This window comes from Brevundimonas sp. GW460-12-10-14-LB2, assembly GCF_001636925.1.
Taxonomy (GTDB): Bacteria; Pseudomonadota; Alphaproteobacteria; order Caulobacterales; family Caulobacteraceae; genus Brevundimonas; species Brevundimonas vesicularis.
Genome location: NZ_CP015511.1, coordinates 271,765 through 287,174, shown reverse-complemented (window position 1 = coordinate 287,174; position 15,410 = coordinate 271,765). Strand labels below are relative to the sequence as shown.

The following is a 15,410-nucleotide window of genomic DNA, read 5'->3' as shown; positions in this document are numbered from 1 at the left end:
CCTTCAGGGGAGGGTGGTTGAGCGCAGCGAGACCGGGTGGGGGCGGCCCAGAATGGCGAAGATCGCAAAAGCCCGAGCGATGCGAAAAGCCATGAGCCCGCCGGAGGCGAGGCTTTGGTTGGCTCTGCGCGACCTTCGAAAACAAGGTTTTCATTTCCGACGCCAGCATCCTCTCCTCGGCTATTATGTCGACTTCATTTGTCTCCGACGCGGCTTGGCGGTGGAGGTCGATGGTAGTTCGCACGAGGGGCGTGGCGACTGGGACGCCCGCCGTGACGCCGCATTGGCTCATCACGGCGTAAAGACACTGCGCATAGCGGCCTCCGATGTTCGGGATCGACTCCCGGATGTCATGGATTTTATTCTTCGCGAACTGATGGCGGCCGCCCCCACCCGGCCGCTTCGCGGCCACCCTCCCCGAGACGGGGAGGGAGACTAGAGGGTTCGCCTTGCGGCCATTCGATGCGGTCGCGCGGCAGGGCCTCGCGGCACTCGTCGCGCATGAAGGCCATCAGCTTCTCGCGGATCTCGCAGCGCAGGTCGAAGGCGACCGGTGCCGAGCGGGCGCTGGCCAGGCAGCGCACCTGAAGCACGCGTTCGGTGATGTCGGTGACCTGCATCACCTGCACGTCGCCGTCCCAGTGTTTGGACGCCTTGACGATGCCCTCGAAGGCGGTGCGCAGCCGGTCGATGGGCGCTTCGTAGTCGACGTAGAAGAAGGCCACGCCGATCAGACGGGCGTTCTCGCGCGTCCAGTTCTGGAAGGGCTTGGTGATGAAGTAGGACAGGGGCAGCACCATCCGGCGCCAGTCCCACAGCTTGACCACCACATAGGTCGAGGTGATCTCCTCGACATTGCCCCACTCGTTCTCGACGATGACGGCGTCGTCCAGGCGGATGGGCTGGGTCAGGGCGATCTGGATGCCGGCGACCATGTTCGTCAGGATCGGCTGAAGCGCCAGACCGGCGATGATGCCGACCACGCCGGCCGAGGCCAGCAGGCTGACGCCCCACTGACGGAAGCCGGCGATGGTCATCAGGGCTAGGCCCACGGTGACGATGAACAGTACGACCTTGGCCACCCGCTGCAGGATGCGGGTCTGGGTCAGGTGCTTCCTGGCCAGCAGATTGTCCTCGACGGCGATATTGTACCGCTTGAGGTGCATGACCGACCACATGTCGAGCACGCCCGACGCCATCCAGCCGAGGGTCAGGATGAACAGGAACAGCAGGGCGCTGCGGATATCCTCGGACGGGCCGGGATCCATCGGCGAGACGGTCACGCCGATGCCGATGCCGATGATGATGATCAGAACGCGCAGCTTGACCCGGGCGCGCTCGACCACACCGCGCCAGAAGAGGTCCTTGTTCCGAACGACGCGACGCAGGATGGCGAAGACGATCTTGTGCGTCAGCCAGCCGCCGCCGACGAAGACCAGCAGGACCAGGCCGATGACCGCCCATTCGGGCAGCCAGTCGAACCGGTGCCACAGGGCGCGGATCTGGCGAGTGACGGCGATGATTTCGGGAGGCATGAGCTTCCTAACGCGTCAGGGCCGAGAGGGTTGATGTCTCCTCCCTGTCGCGAAGCGATGGGGAGGTGGCGCGGCGCGCCCTTTGCGCCGTGACGGAGGGGTTCTTCTTTCGGCGTGAAGAGCCCCTCCACCGCTACGCGGTCCCCCTCCCCACACGTGGGGAGGAGACATCATGCACGCCCCGCGGTCGCCTCGACGAGGTCGGCCAGGCGTTGGGCGGCGTCGGGGATGGCGACGCTGCGGGCGGCGGCCGACATGGCTAACAGGCGCGCCGGATCGGACAGGACGTCGGTCAGGGTCGAGGCCAGGCGATCGACGGTCAGGTCGTCTTCCAGAATGACCTCGGCCGCGCCCGCATCGGTCAGGGCCTTGGCGTTCAGGCGCTGGTGGTCGTCGGTGGCGATCTTCAGCGGGATCAGGACGGACGGCAGGGCTGCGACCGCCAGTTCGGCGCAGGTCGAGGCGCCGGAGCGGCCGACGACCAGATGGGCCCTGGACAGCCGTTCAGCCATGTCGCGGAAGAAGGGGGCGACCTCGGCCTCAATCCCGGCCTCCAGATAGATCTGGCGGGCGGCCTCCAGCGTCTCGGGGCGGGACTGCTGCTGCACCTTCAGGCGGCGACGCAGGGCTTCCGGCAGGGCGGCCAGCGCGCGGGGCGTGGTCTCAGACAGGATGCGGGCGCCCTGGCTGCCGCCGGTGACCAGCAGATGGATCGGGCCGTCGGCGGCGGGGGCGACATAGGGGCGGTCGAACAGGGCGCGGATCTCGGACCGCACCGGCGAGCCGACGACGTGCGAGCGGCCCTGGACCCTGGCCGGCGCGCGTTCGAGCGTCGGGAAGGATGAAGCGACCTGACCGACATAGGGGGCCAGGAGGCGGTTGGTGCGGCCCAGGACCGCGTTCTGTTCATGGATCACCGTCGGTCGCTGGGACGTGACGGCGGCGACTAGAGCCGGGGCGGACGGATAGCCACCGAAGCCGACGACGACATCGGCGCCCAGCCGGTCGAAAGCCGTTCGCGCCTGAACCACGCCCTTGAAGATGGCGACGCCGGCCTTGATCAGGCCCAGCGGGCCGGAGCCGGTGGCGGCGTCCAGCGCCAGCCGTTCCTCGGCGGGAAAGGCGTGGGCGTATTGTTCGCCCCGGTGATCGGTCGCCAGCACCACGCGCCAGCCGCGCGCCGCCATCTCGCGCGCCAGCGCCTCGGCCGGGAACATATGGCCGCCGGTGCCGCCGGCGGCGACGACGCAGAGCTTGGTCATGGGCGAGGCTCCGAAAAAGAGGGTCTGAATAGTCTGAAGTTCAGACGGTGGGCAGGCAAAAACACCGTCTAATTCGTCTAATCTGTCTAATGTCGGACAGGAACGGTGCGGCGAGGAATGGGGCGGCGACAGGATCGCACGGTTTTGCAGCGTGGGCAGGAGACGGTCGATCGCGAGCGGTAAGCGACGGAAATCATCCGCATGTTTTCGTCAAAGAAGGCTGGCTAACCGCTCTTTCGTCCTCCTACGACTGGCGTAGCGAGATCGAGGGACGACGAAAGAGAACTACAGCAACCGCCGGCCCATGGTCAGGCTGGCGCCGGGTTCGTAGGCGCCGGGGCGGCGCCGCGTCAGGGCGAGTGCAAAGCCCATGGTCAGGCCCATGGCCAGCATGGAGGAGCCGCCATAGCTGATGAAGGGCAACGTCATGCCCTTGGTCGGGATCAGGTTCAGGTTCACCGCGACGTTGATGCAGGCCTGAAGCCCGATCAGCATGAACAGGCCCGCCGCCGCCGTCTGCTCGAACGGATCGGTCAGCTTCATCGCCCGGCGCATGCCGCGAATGACGATGAAGGCGTAGAGGCTGATCATGATCAGGCTGAGGATCAGGCCGAACTCCTCGGCGCCGACGGAATAGATGAAGTCGGTGTGCAGGTCGGGCACGCGACGCTTCATCACGCCCTCGCCGATGCCGCGTCCAAGCAGGCCGCCGGCGCGAATGGCCTCGGACGCGCTGTCGATCTGGTGGGTGTCGGTCGTCTCGGGCGAAAAGAAGCGGCTGAGGCGATCGCGCATATGGCCGAAGACGAAATACAGCGACACCAGCCCCGCCATGCCCAGGCTGGCCAGAACCGCCATCCATTTGAACGGCACGCCCGCCATGAAGAAGACGGCCATGAAGGTGGTGGTGATCAGAAGCGTCTGGCCGATGTCGGGCTGGATCAGCAACAGCGAGACGGTCAGGGCGTAGAAGCCAAACGCGATGGTGACGCCGGGCACCCCCTGGCCCTTTTGCGCCTCGGCGAACATCCAGGCGGCGAAGACGATCAGGCCGGGCTTGGCGAACTCGGACGGTTGCAGGCTGAAGGGGCCGAAGTTCACCCAGCGAGCGGCCCCCTTCACCGTGTCGCCGATGAAGGGCAGAGCCATCATCACGACGATGGCGCCGAACAGGGCCAGGACAGCGATGCGTCGCACGCCGCGCGGCGACATCAGCGAGGTCGTCAGCATGATGCTGAGCCCCACGCCCGAGAAGACCATCATCCGCCAGGAATAGTGGAAGGGGTCAGTGATCGATTCATCGGCCAGGATGGCGGCAGGGCTGGAGGCGAAGCTGAGCGCCACGCCCAGGGCCATCAGCGCGAGCGCCGCGCCCAGCAGGCCGCGATCCACGGTCCAGAACCACTGTGCCACATGGCTTTGGTCGTTGCGGGAAAAGGCGGGAGTGTAGGGAGCGCTCATGACGCGGTTTCCGGGACGGCGCCGAGCGCCAGGACGGCGGCGCGGAAGGCCTCGCCGCGCGCCTCGAAGTCCTTGAACTGATCGAAGCTGGCGCAGGCGGGGGACAGAAGGACGATCTGGTCGCCGCCGGCAAAGGCCGCATCGGCGGCGGCGGCGGCCACGGCGGCGTCGAGGGTGCGGGCGATGACGTGGGGCGTATCAGCAAGTGCTTCGGCGAAGGCCGGGGCCGCGTCGCCGATCAGATAGGCCTTGGCGATGCGGGGAAAGAGGTCGGCGAGGTCCGCGATGCCGCCGGCCTTGGGCACGCCGCCGGCGATCCAGAAGACGGACGGATAGGAGGCCAGGGCCTGACGCGCGGCGTCGGCGTTGGTGGCCTTGGAATCGTTGATGAAGCGCACGGAGCCGAGGCGGCCGACCGCCTCCATTCGGTGCGCCAGGCCGGGGAAGGACAGCAGGCCGGAGACGGCGGCGTCGTGCGAGACGCCGAGCCTGACGGCCGTACCATAAGCAAAGGCAGCGTTCTGGGCGTTGTGACGACCGGGGAGCGAGCGGGCGGCGGTGAGGTCGGCGACCCGTTCGCCGTTCTTCAGAATAGCACCCGGCTGCGCGACATATCCTTCTGCTCTCTGTGAGGGGTGGGTCGAGATGACGGTGGCGCGATCTGACAGCTCACGCGCAATCCCCTGCCCCCAGCTGTCGTCCACGCCCACCAGGGCCACATCATCCCGCCCCTGATTGGCGAAGATGCGCGCCTTGGCCGCGACATAGCCGTCCATGCCGCCGTGGCGGTCCAGGTGGTCGGGGCTGATGTTGGTCAGGATGGCGACGTCGGGGGCGAAAGTGGTGGTCAGGTCCAGCTGATAGCTGGAGACCTCGATCACATAGACGGCGTCGGGCGTGGGTTCGGGCAAGGCCAGGACGCCGACGCCGATATTGCCGCCGACGTGGGCCGTCAGGCCCGCCGACTTCAGCACCCAGCCGATCAGGGCGGTGGTGGTGGACTTGCCGTTGGTGCCGGTGATGGCGACGACGCGCGGCCGCTCATCCTTCGGCTGGGCGGCCAGGGCGCGGGCGAACAGTTCGATGTCGCCGACGACGGGCACGCCGGCCGCGCGGGCCAGGTCCACGGTCCAGTGGGGCCTGGGATGGGTCAGCGGTGCGCCGGGCGACAGAACCAGGGCGGCGAAGTCGGACCAGTCGGCGGCGGCCAGGTCCTCGACCGTGAAGCCCTCGCCTTTCGCCTGCGCGCGGCCGGCCTCGCCGTCGTCCCACAGGATCGGGATCGCGCCCCCGGCCTGAAGGGCGCGCGCGGCCGTAATCCCCGACCGTCCCAGGCCGAAGACCGCGACCCGCCTGCCTTCAAAGCCGGGAACGGGGATCATCGGATCAGCGCAGCTTCAACGTCGACAGGCCCAGCAGGGCCAGGGCGCCGGCGATGATCCAGAAGCGGATGACGACCGTGGATTCCGGCCAGCCCATCTTCTCGAAATGGTGGTGGACCGGCGCCATCAGGAAGATGCGCTTCTTGGTCAGCTTGTAATAGCCGACCTGGATCATGACCGAGGCGGCCTCCATGACGAACAGGCCGCCGACGATGCCCAGGACCAGTTCGTGCTTGGTGGTGACGGCGATGGCGCCCAGGGCGCCGCCCAGAGCCAGCGAACCGGTGTCGCCCATGAAGATCTTGGCCGGGGGGGCGTTGTACCACAGGAAGCCCGCGCCGCCGCCGATCATGGCCGCGCAGAAGATGGCCAGTTCACCCGCGCCAGGCACGTGGTGGACTTGAAGATACTGGGCGAAGACGAAGTTGCCGGCGAGGTAGCTGATCACGCCGAACGCGCCCGCCGCCATCATCACCGGCACGGTCGCCAGACCGTCCAGACCGTCGGTCAGGTTCACCGCATTGGAGAAGCCGACGATGGTGAAGGCCGCGAACGCCACATAGAACCAGCCGATGTTCAGCAGCACGGCCTTGAAGAAGGGGAAGGCGATCGACGTCTCAAGCCCCGGCGAGGTCGGCGAGACGGTCATCCACAGCACGGTCAGGACGCCGGCGACGACGGCGACGACGGTCTGGGCCAGGAGCTTCTGCTTGGAGGTCAGGCCGGCCGAGGTCTGTTTGGTCACCTTGGCGTAGTCGTCGATGAAGCCCAGCACGCCGAAGGCCGCCGTCACGAAGCTGACGATCCAGATGTAGGGATTGGTCAGGTCGCCCCAGAGCAGCACCGCCACGCCGATGCCGGCCAGGATCATCAGACCGCCCATGGTGGGGGTGCCGACCTTGGACAGGTGGGACACCGGGCCGTCGTCGCGGATCGGCTGGCCCCGGCCCTGTTTGGCGCGGATCCAGTTGATGAAGCGGCTGCCCATGGCGACGGCGACGATCATGGCGGTGGCCATGGCGAGGGCCACGCGCACCGTCTGGTACTGCACCAGGTTCAGCAGGGGATACTGGTGCGCCACGTCGGCGTAGTAGAGATAGAGCAGGTAAAACATTCGGCTTCCCTATCGCGTCGCGGGCGTCGTGTCGCGGCCTTGAAGTTCGGCCAGCGCCTTTGCCACCAGCGAGGCCTTGGAGCCGTTCGAACCCTTGACCATGACGATGTCGCCGGGCGCGACCAGCAGGGCCGCCTCGGCCGCCAGTTCCGCCGCCGTCGCGCGCCAGACGCCGCGTCGAGAAACCGGAAGCGCGTCGTACAGCCAGCGCATCTCGGGCCCGGCGGCGTGGACCAGGTCGAGGCCGGCGGCGTCAATTGGGCCGGCGAGGCCTTCATGCAGGTCGCGGCTCTGCTCACCCAGCTCCAGCATGTCGGTTAGCACCACGACGCGGCGGCCCGAGGTCGAGCGCGCGCCCAGGGTCTTGAACCCGGCGGCCATGGACAGGGGATTGGCGTTGTAGCTCTCGTCAATCAGGGTGAAGGCGCCGTCCGGCGTCGTGACCGTGCGGGTCTGGCCGCGTCCGGCCAGAGGCTGAAATCCGGCGAGGGCTTCGAGACCCGTATCCAGCGTCACGTCCAGGGCGTCGAGCATCAAGAGGACGCACAGGCTATTCAGGCCCCAATGGGCGCCGGACTGGGCCAGGCGATAGTCGATGCGTCGCCCGAACAGTTCGACGGCGACCGCCGCGCCCTCGGCGTCAGGCCGGAAATCTAGCAGGCGGGCGTCATGGCCGGCGTCGGATCCGAACGTCAGCAGGCGCGCGCCGACCGCCTTGGCCGCGTCGCACAGGACAGCCGAGAAGGCGACGTCGCCGTTCGCCACCGCCGCACCGCCCGGCACCAGACCCTGGAAGATGGTCGCCTTTTCACGCGCGACCCCGGCCTCGCCGTCCGCGAAGGCTTCGATATGGACCGGGCCGACGGTGGTGACGCAGGCGGCGTGGGGGGCGACGAAGCGCGACAGGGGCGCGATCTCGCCGGGCGCATTCATGCCGATCTCGAAGACGGCGCGCTGGGTCTCGACCGGCATCCGGGCCAGGGTCAGGGGCACGCCGATGTGGTTGTTGTAGCTCTTGATCGAGCCATGCGCTGGACCCGCCAGATCAAGGCCCGCCTTGATGGCCTGGGTGACGCTGGTCTTGCCGACGCTGCCGGTGACGGCGCCGCGCTTCACATGGGGCGCGCGCTCGCGGGCGGCGACGCCCAGGGCTTCCAGGCCGCGCAAGGTGTCGGGCACGACGACGCAAGGGCCGCCCTCGACCGGATGTTCGACCAGGGCGGCCGCAGCGCCCGATGCGAAGGCGCCGCTGGCGAACTGATGTCCGTCGCGTTCGCCCTTCAGCGCCAGAAACAGATCGCCTGGGACGATCTCGCGGCTGTTGTAGGTCAGGCCCGTAATCGGGCGGTCGTCGCCGTGCAGCACGCCGCCCGTGGCGGCGGCGACTTCGGCGGCCGACCAGAGCGGGCGGGCGGAGTTTTCAGGCATAGAGAGACAGGGCCTCGGACGCGACAGTGGCGTCGTCGAAGGGGTGGGTCACGCCCGCGACGATCTGACCCTGTTCATGCCCTTTTCCGGCGATGACCACCACATCCCCGTCACGCATCATTTCGACGGCGGCCTCGATGGCGGCGCGGCGGTCGCCGATCTCGATCCCGTCCGGGCAGCCGGCGCGGACCTGGGCGCGGATGGCGGCGGCGTCTTCGGAACGCGGATTGTCGTCGGTGACGATGGCGATGTCGGCCAGACGCCCAACGATCTCGCCCATCAGGGGGCGCTTGCCACGGTCGCGGTCGCCGCCGGCGCCGAAGACGACGATCAGTCGGCCGGTCGCGTGAGGACGAAGCGCGTTCAGAACCGTCTCGAGCCCGTCGGGCGTATGGGCGTAGTCGACATAGACCTCGCCCCGACTTTCCTGGCCACCGTCGATGCGTTGCAGGCGGCCTTGCGCCCCGGTCAGGCCTTCCAGCGCGCCGATGACGGCGTCGGCCGGGTCGCCAGCGGCGATGCACAGACCGGCCGCCACCAGAGCGTTGGACGCTTGAAACGCGCCGGCCAAGGGCAGCAGGATTTCGCGAATGTCGCCGCGCACGTCGATGGTCAGACGCTGGCCCTCCGGCGTCGCGCGACGGCCGATCAGGGTCAGGTCACGCCCGCGCTCGCCCACGCCCATGACGCCCAGGCCCGCCATGATCGAGGCCGAGGCGAAGACCGAATAGGCGTCGGAATCGGCGTTCAGCACGGCAGTGCGGCCGCGCGGCAGCAGGGTCTCGAACAGGCGCATCTTGGCGGCGCGATAGTCCGCCATGGTGCCGTGATAATCGAGGTGGTCCTGGGTCAGGTTGGTGAAGGCGGCGGCCTTCAGGGCGACCCCGTCCAGGCGGCGCTGATCGATACCGTGGGACGAGGCCTCCAGCGCGACGTGGGTCACGTCCTTGGCGGCCAGTTCGGCCATCAGGCGCGCGGCCTCGGCGGCGTCGGGGCTGGTCAGGCCGGGGCCGGTCAGGGCGTAGGTCTTGACGCCCTTCTGGCCGATGACGCCCAGCGTGCCCATGCTTGCGGACTTGTGGCCGACGCCGGCCCAGATCTGGCGGCAGAAGGTGGCGACCGAAGTCTTGCCGTTGGTGCCGGTGACGGCGACGCAGGTCTTGGGCTGGGCGCCGTAGAAGCCGCGCGCGGCGATGGCGTAGGCCCGGCGCACGTCGCCCGAGGTGACGAGAACGGGCGCCGCGCCATCCGGCGTGTCGGTCGGCGCCAGAACCGCAGCGGCCCCTTGCGCCAGGGCCTGGGGGATGAAGGCGCGGCCGTCGGCGGCCGTGCCCGGCAGGGCGACGAACAGGGCGCCGGGCGAGACCTTGCGGCTGTCGGCGGTGACGCCTGTGATGACCGGGTCCGAGGACACGTCGCGGCGCAGCAGGTCGGACAAGTGAAGCGCGCTCAAAGCCCGTCCCCCGCCACGTCCTGATATTGCGGGATCTTCTCGCCCGAGGCCGTGCGCCAGCGGTCGTCGCGGCGTTCGACGCCCAAGAAGCCGGCGATGCGGTCGGCGATATTGTGCACGGCCGGCGCAGCGACATAGGCGCCGGTCTTGGGATAGGTCCCCGGCTCGTCCATCACGATCAGGATGGCGTAGCGTTTGCCGTTCAGCGGGCCATCGACGGGGAAGACCGCCGCGAAGGAGCCCAGGGCGTGGCTGGGGTCATAACGACCCCCGACCAGTTTGTTGGCCGAGCCGGTCTTGCCGCCGACCCGCAGGCCCGGCGCATCGGCGAACCCGCCCGAGCCCTTGACGACGTTGCGACGCAGCAGGTCGAGAATGGCGCGCGAGGTCTCTTCGGTGACGACCTGTTGCGGCTGGACGTTGCGGGCGCCGCCCTTGCGCAGCGACAGCGGGATCATCCGACCGCCATTGGTCAGGGCGCCCATGGCCTGAACCATCTGGGCCGGGGTGATCATAATGCCGTAGCCGAAGGACAGCGACGCCAGGGTCGAGTTGTCCCAACGACGCGGCACGACGGGCTTGGCCGATTCCTTCAGCTCGATCTTGGCGGCGTCCAGCAGGCCCAGGCGGCGGAAATAGTCGCGCATGGTGTTGGGGCCCATCTGCACCGCCAGTTGCGACGTGCCGATGTTGGAGGAGTGCAGATAGACCTCTTCCAGGGTCATCACCCGGTTCTGGGCGTGGAAGTCCTTGATCTTGCGATCGCCGATCTGGAAGGCCTGGGAGGCGTCGAACAGGGTATTCATGTCGGCCCGGCCGGTGTCGAGGCCGGCGGCGACGGTGAAGGTCTTGAACACCGAGCCCATCTCGTAGTGGCCCGAGACGGCGCGGTTCAGGGTGGCGCCGTCGGGCGCCGCGCCGCGATCGGCCGAGTTGAAGGTCGGCCAGGACGCCATGCCCAGCACCTCGCCGGTCTGGACGTCGGTGACGATGCCGACGGCGCCCTTGGCCTGGTTCTTGATCGCGGCGGCGGCGAGTTCGTTTTCCAGCACGCCCTGGACGCGCAGGTCGATGGACAGGGGGAAGGCCTCGCCGCGCTGACCCGCCGCGCGGATCTCGTCGTTGAAGGCCAGTTCGGCGCCCGAGACGCCCTGCCCGCCCGTGTCGGCGTCGCCGATCAGATGGACGGCCGACGTTCCCAGCGGATAGGCGCGGCGATCCTCGGGCTCGAAGGTGACGCCGCCCAGCGCCAGGTCGTGGACGGCGGCCTTTTCCTGAGGCGTCAGGCCAGTCAAGGCGATCAGACGACGGTCGCCGCCCAGCACCTTCTTCAGTCGCTCGGCGGAGATGCGCGGCAGGGCGCGGCGAATCTGGCGATAGGCCAGGTCGCGATCCCAGATCTCGGCCGGGTCGATGTAGAGGCCGTAGTGGACGATGTTGGTGGCCAGCAGTTCGCCATTGCGGTCCGTCAGGTCGCCGCGCACCAGGGCGTTCGGATTGACGCCGCGCCCCAGCCCATTGGCCGGTGCGAACAGGGCCTTGTAGGACGCGCCGATGGCCAGGCCGCCGAAGACGCAGGAAAAGACGATCAGGATCAGGAAGATGCGGACGCGGGTGTCCTCTTCCGGGCGGGCGTCGGCGCGGGCGCGCTCGAAGCCATGCTCCAGCCGCCAGACCAGTTCGGTCAGCCAGCGCCAGAAGGGCGACAGGCGGCCTTGCAGTCGTTCCTGGAAATCGGCGCCCGGCGCGGGGCGGTGGTAGCGATGATCCTGAACGCTCATTGCGCCGGCTCCGGCGAAGGCGTTGGGACGGGTGCGTCATCGGCGACGGCGGCGGGCGCCGGCGCGGCTGCGGGAGCAGATGCGGCGGGTTGAGCGGGGACGGGCTTCAGGGCGGTCAGCTGACCTTCCTTGGCCTGACGGGCGACGGCGACGGGAGCCATGCCGATCTGGCGAGACAGGCTTTCCAGACGGGCGGGCTGCTCCAGCCGGGCGACCTCGGCGCGCAGCAGGCGGACGCGCTGTCCGTTCTCGCGGATGTCCTGTTCGATCTGGGCGATGCGGCTGCTTTCGCGCGCCGCGGCGGCCTTGGCCGCATAGACCGAGACGATCATGATCGCGACCAGGGCCACGCCGATGATCTCGACCCAGCGCACGCCGCGCACCTTCCAGTCGAACAGGCGCTGAAGGGCGGTGCGGGAATAGGCGAAGAATGGCGCCGTGGTCATGCCGCCGCTCTCCCATCGATCCGACCCCAGGCCGGGGCGTCGGTGCGCACGGCGGCGCGCAGCTTGGCCGAGCGGGCGCGGGGGTTGGTGGAACGCTCTTCTTCGCCCGCCTCGCGCGCGCCCTTGAACTGAAGCGTGAAGCTGGGCTTGCGCGGATCGACGGCCATCGGCGCATGACGCGAACCGGCCGGGCTGTTGCCCGTGCGCTCGGTCAGGAAGGCCTTGACGATGCGGTCTTCCAGCGAATGGAAGGTGACGACGGCGAGGCGTCCACCCGGAGCGAGCGTCGCCTCGGCGGCCTCCAGACCGCGCTCCAGCTCGCCCAGTTCGTCGTTGACCGCGATGCGCAGGGCCTGGAAGACCCGTGTCGCCGGATGGATGGGCGCGCCGCGACGGCCGCCCAGGGCCTTTTCGACCACCTCGGCCAGATCCAGGGTGCGGGTAAAAGGCTGTTCGGCGCGGCGACGCAGGATGGCGGTGGCGACGCGGCCCGACTGGCGCTCTTCGCCATACAGTTTGAAGATGTGAGCCAAGGGACCGTGGTCCCAGCTGTTGACGATGTCGGCCGCGGTCGCGCCCTCATCGGACATGCGCATGTCCAGCGGACCGTCGCGCATGAAGGAGAAGCCGCGCTCGGCCTGATCCAGCTGCATCGACGAGACGCCGATGTCGAAGACGGCGCCGTCCAGCTTCGCCTTACCGCTGTCGGCAAAGGCCTGGGCCAGACCCGAGAAGGGGGTGCGGATCAGCTGGAACTGGCCGGGGAAGTCGCTGGCGACGGCGTCGGCGTGCGGCTGGACCGTCGGGTCGCGATCCAGGGCGACGACCTGGGTGCCCGTTTTCAGGATGGCGCGGGTATAGCCGCCGGCGCCGAAGGTGGCGTCGATCACGACATCGCCGGGCGCGGGCGCCAGGGCCTCGATCACCTCGGCCAGCAGGACGGGGGCATGGGAAGAATTGGGGGGAGCGTCCGTCACGATCCGCCTCCCGCCAGCTTCATCTGGGCCGCCAGCTTCAAGGCGCCGATTTGGGCCATGCCAGCCTTGGCCAGGGCGCGCTGTTCGGCGCGGCGGGCCGCCCATTTCTCGCGCGACCAGATCTGGAAGCGGTCGTTCAGGCCGACGATGACGACGGTGTCGCCCAAACCCGCCTCGGCGCACAGCGCCTCGGGTAAGGTGATACGACCGCCGGAATCGTAGGCCAGACGCACCTGCTCGCCCATCACCTGCCACTCCAGCGCCGAACGCTCCTCGGAACCGAACGGCAGGGCCTCGATCATCTCGGCATAGACGGCGAACAGGCGGTCGCCGCCCGCTTCAAGACAGTCGGCCTCGATCGAAGGGAAGATGAACACGCCGCCGGCGGCGCCGTTTTCGGTCGTGCGGAAATCGTTGGGGATGAGGAGACGGCGCTTGCCGTCCAGCTGCTTCTCATAGGTCGAGAGAAACACGCCCTGTCCAATCGAGCCCTTCGGCCCGTCCCTAGATGCCCTGACGAACGCCCGCCGCGCCCGCCTCTCAGCCCCAAATCATGCAGCTGGGATAGCATGGGATGAAATGGGCCTCAATGGGATCGAAGCCAAGATTTAACCATGTTTTGACGTGTGACGACTTAAGCACGCTCGAACAGATGGAACATACACGGAACAAACGAAGTATTCACAGGCTGTGAGCTGTTCTAACCTTCCATTGCCAGACAATAGGTTAACGCCCGCCAACACGCGGGATCGCCGCCAGAACGCTGAAATGCGGGGATAATCCGAGTTCGGATTAGGCGACGCGCTCAGGGAGGGCGCCGACGCCAAACCTACGGGCCTCAAGTAGGCCAAAGGCCGATAGGCCCGAAGAAAAAAGTCGGCCTCAAGCAGCGCGAAGCGCGGTAGGCCGAGAAAATCGGCCTCAAGCAGGCCGAAGGCCGATAGGCCTAAAGAAAAGTATGCCAGACGGCCTGTAAGCCGGGTTTTGTTCCGCTCTTGAGAACGGCGACGATCATTCCTCTGGACCGACCATTGCTGATCGGTTCTCGCGACCTACCCGGACATCTGAGGCGGTGAGCCCCGCGAGCGAGCCCGCGCGATGTCCCTATTTGGTCTTGCTCCAGGCGGGGCTTGCCATGCCGTCCCTGTTGCCAGGTCCGCGGTGGGCTCTTACCCCACCCTTTCACCCTTACCGGCCTCGCAAGGCCGGAGGTTTGCTTTCTGTGGCGCTATCCCTCGGGTCACCCCGGGCGGAAGTTATCCGCCGCCTTTTCACCGTGGAGCCCGGACTTTCCTCGACGGACGCGAAGTCCGCCGCGACCGCCCAGCCGTCTGGCGCGCGCTAGATGCGCGTTAGCGGCGCGAACGTCAATTCAATACGCCCGTGACGCTCTCGGCGCTGGCCAGCTGGAGCAGGCCGACCAGGCGGGCGCGGGTTTCGCCGTCGGCGACGCCGTCGACGCGGGCCGGGCGCCAATGACGCTGGAAGGCGCGCACGGCGGTTTCGACGGCGGCGTCGTAGTCGCCACTGGCTTTCAGGCCGTAACCCAACCGATGCAGCCCGGCGCTGAGCACCATCGGGCCGATGCCCTGATCGCCCTTCTGCAACAGGCCGCCCAAGGCCTGCACCCGTTCGGCCGCCGGTTCGAACCACAGGCCGTGCCCGGCCTCGGCCAGGCGTTTCCAGGGGAAGAGTTCGCCCGGGTCTTCCTTGCGATCCGGCGCCAGGTCGGAATGGGCGATGATGCGGTTGTCGGCGATGGTCCAGCGGCTGCGAATGTCGGAGATCAGGGCGATGACGGCCGCGATCTGGGCTTCGGGGAAGGCGCGATAGCCGAACTCATGGCCGGGATTGACGATCTCGATCCCGATTGAGGCGGCGTTGCAGTCGTCCTCGCCCTGCCAGACGCCGCGACCGGCGTGCCAGGCGCGGCGCTCCTCGGGCACCAGTTGAAAGACGCGGCCGTCTTCCTCGACCAGATAGTGGGCCGACACCTTGGCCTCGGGGTCGCGCAGGCGGGCCAGAGCGGCCTCGCCGGTCTGCATGCCGGTGTAGTGCAACACCAGCATGTCAGGCGGCGCACGGCGCGCGTCGAAGTTGGGCGAAGGCGCGTCGATGTAGGACGTCATGGGCGGCGTCGGCTCAGCGGCCGTTGCGCTCCCAGCCATAGGCGACCCAGGCGCCGTCCACCTTGTACGCCTCGATCAGGTCCGGATCGCTGTTGCGGCGACGCGGCGCGATATTGCGGCGGGTGCGCATGACCAGACCGACCAGAAAGACCAGAACGCCGGCGAACAGGGCGATGACCGCCACGGCCGCAGCGGTGAAGACGGCGAGGACGGCGCCGACCGCCATGGCGCAGACGGCGGCGATCATGCCGGCGACCCACATGACGGACGCCACCAGGCCGTTGGGACGGCGGCGGGCGGCATGGCCGATGGCGGCGAGACGTTCAGGCTGGAACATGGATCATCCTTTCAGGCGATCCGGGGAACGCCTGACACGCAATGTCGGTCCATCGGGGCCTGCGGTCAATGGACCGCGACGCACGGTCGCGTGCGCCGCGCTCCG

Annotated in this window: 14 protein-coding genes and 1 other RNA gene; 1 reads left to right on the top strand and 14 read right to left on the bottom strand. The window is 68.2% G+C overall.

Going from position 1 to position 15,410, the window contains the following annotated elements; all coding sequences use genetic code 11:
- Positions 1–52 precede the first annotated feature (52 nt).
- Positions 53–439, top strand: a complete 387-nt coding sequence (locus A4249_RS16190; protein ID WP_082854001.1) for an endonuclease domain-containing protein — start codon at positions 53–55, stop codon at positions 437–439.
- Here A4249_RS16190 and A4249_RS01530 read toward each other — a convergent pair.
- The 14 genes from A4249_RS01530 to A4249_RS01465 all read right to left on the bottom strand — a co-directional run bounded on the left by A4249_RS01530 (position 360) and on the right by A4249_RS01465 (position 15,305).
- Positions 360–1,535, bottom strand: a complete 1,176-nt coding sequence (locus tag A4249_RS01530) for a mechanosensitive ion channel family protein (RefSeq protein WP_055805830.1) — start codon at positions 1,533–1,535, stop codon at positions 360–362. The two genes, A4249_RS16190 and A4249_RS01530, sit on opposite strands and share 80 nt — an antisense overlap.
- 170 nt (positions 1,536–1,705) lie before the next feature.
- A complete protein-coding gene (gene murG, locus A4249_RS01525) occupies positions 1,706–2,797 on the bottom strand; it encodes an undecaprenyldiphospho-muramoylpentapeptide beta-N-acetylglucosaminyltransferase (protein ID WP_066550329.1) in 1,092 nt (363 codons plus the stop codon).
- 285 nt (positions 2,798–3,082) lie between these two features.
- On the bottom strand, positions 3,083–4,258 hold the full coding sequence (locus A4249_RS01520) for a peptidoglycan glycosyltransferase FtsW (RefSeq protein ID WP_055805836.1): 1,176 nt from the start codon (positions 4,256–4,258) through the stop codon (positions 3,083–3,085).
- Positions 4,255–5,640, bottom strand: a complete 1,386-nt coding sequence (gene murD / locus A4249_RS01515) for a UDP-N-acetylmuramoyl-L-alanine--D-glutamate ligase (protein WP_066550328.1) — start codon at positions 5,638–5,640, stop codon at positions 4,255–4,257. Before murD ends, A4249_RS01520 begins: the two co-directional genes overlap by 4 nt.
- A 4-nt stretch (positions 5,641–5,644) precedes the next feature.
- Positions 5,645–6,754 carry a phospho-N-acetylmuramoyl-pentapeptide-transferase gene (gene mraY / locus A4249_RS01510; protein ID WP_017504532.1) on the bottom strand — a complete coding sequence of 370 codons (1,110 nt, stop codon included), beginning with the start codon at positions 6,752–6,754 and terminating at the stop codon, positions 5,645–5,647.
- A gap of 9 nt (positions 6,755–6,763) precedes the next feature.
- Complete coding sequence (locus A4249_RS01505; protein WP_066550325.1) at positions 6,764–8,182, bottom strand: UDP-N-acetylmuramoyl-tripeptide--D-alanyl-D-alanine ligase; 1,419 nt, start codon at positions 8,180–8,182, stop codon at positions 6,764–6,766.
- Positions 8,175–9,635 carry a UDP-N-acetylmuramoyl-L-alanyl-D-glutamate--2,6-diaminopimelate ligase gene (locus tag A4249_RS01500; RefSeq protein WP_066550322.1) on the bottom strand — a complete coding sequence of 487 codons (1,461 nt, stop codon included), beginning with the start codon at positions 9,633–9,635 and terminating at the stop codon, positions 8,175–8,177. The genes A4249_RS01505 and A4249_RS01500 overlap by 8 nt, the downstream gene beginning before the upstream one ends.
- Positions 9,632–11,416 (bottom strand): peptidoglycan D,D-transpeptidase FtsI family protein, encoded by a 1,785-nt coding sequence (locus tag A4249_RS01495; protein ID WP_017504535.1) that lies wholly within the window; start codon positions 11,414–11,416, stop codon positions 9,632–9,634. The genes A4249_RS01500 and A4249_RS01495 overlap by 4 nt, the downstream gene beginning before the upstream one ends.
- Entirely contained in the window at positions 11,413–11,862 is a 450-nt protein-coding gene (gene ftsL / locus A4249_RS01490) for a cell division protein FtsL (RefSeq protein WP_066550313.1), read from the bottom strand. The genes A4249_RS01495 and ftsL overlap by 4 nt, the downstream gene beginning before the upstream one ends.
- Positions 11,859–12,839 carry a 16S rRNA (cytosine(1402)-N(4))-methyltransferase RsmH gene (gene rsmH / locus A4249_RS01485; RefSeq protein ID WP_066550311.1) on the bottom strand — a complete coding sequence of 327 codons (981 nt, stop codon included), beginning with the start codon at positions 12,837–12,839 and terminating at the stop codon, positions 11,859–11,861. The genes ftsL and rsmH overlap by 4 nt, the downstream gene beginning before the upstream one ends.
- Positions 12,836–13,312 (bottom strand): division/cell wall cluster transcriptional repressor MraZ, encoded by a 477-nt coding sequence (locus tag A4249_RS01480; RefSeq protein ID WP_017504538.1) that lies wholly within the window; start codon positions 13,310–13,312, stop codon positions 12,836–12,838. The genes rsmH and A4249_RS01480 overlap by 4 nt, the downstream gene beginning before the upstream one ends.
- A gap of 484 nt (positions 13,313–13,796) precedes the next feature.
- Positions 13,797–14,174: RNase P RNA component class A (rnpB, locus tag A4249_RS01475), an RNA gene on the bottom strand.
- A gap of 32 nt (positions 14,175–14,206) precedes the next feature.
- Complete coding sequence (locus A4249_RS01470; RefSeq protein ID WP_066550309.1) at positions 14,207–14,968, bottom strand: N-acetylmuramoyl-L-alanine amidase; 762 nt, start codon at positions 14,966–14,968, stop codon at positions 14,207–14,209.
- Positions 14,969–14,981: 13 nt separating this feature from the next.
- Positions 14,982–15,305, bottom strand: coding sequence for a hypothetical protein (locus tag A4249_RS01465; protein WP_066550306.1), 324 nt, complete (start codon positions 15,303–15,305; stop codon positions 14,982–14,984).
- Positions 15,306–15,410 lie beyond the last annotated feature (105 nt).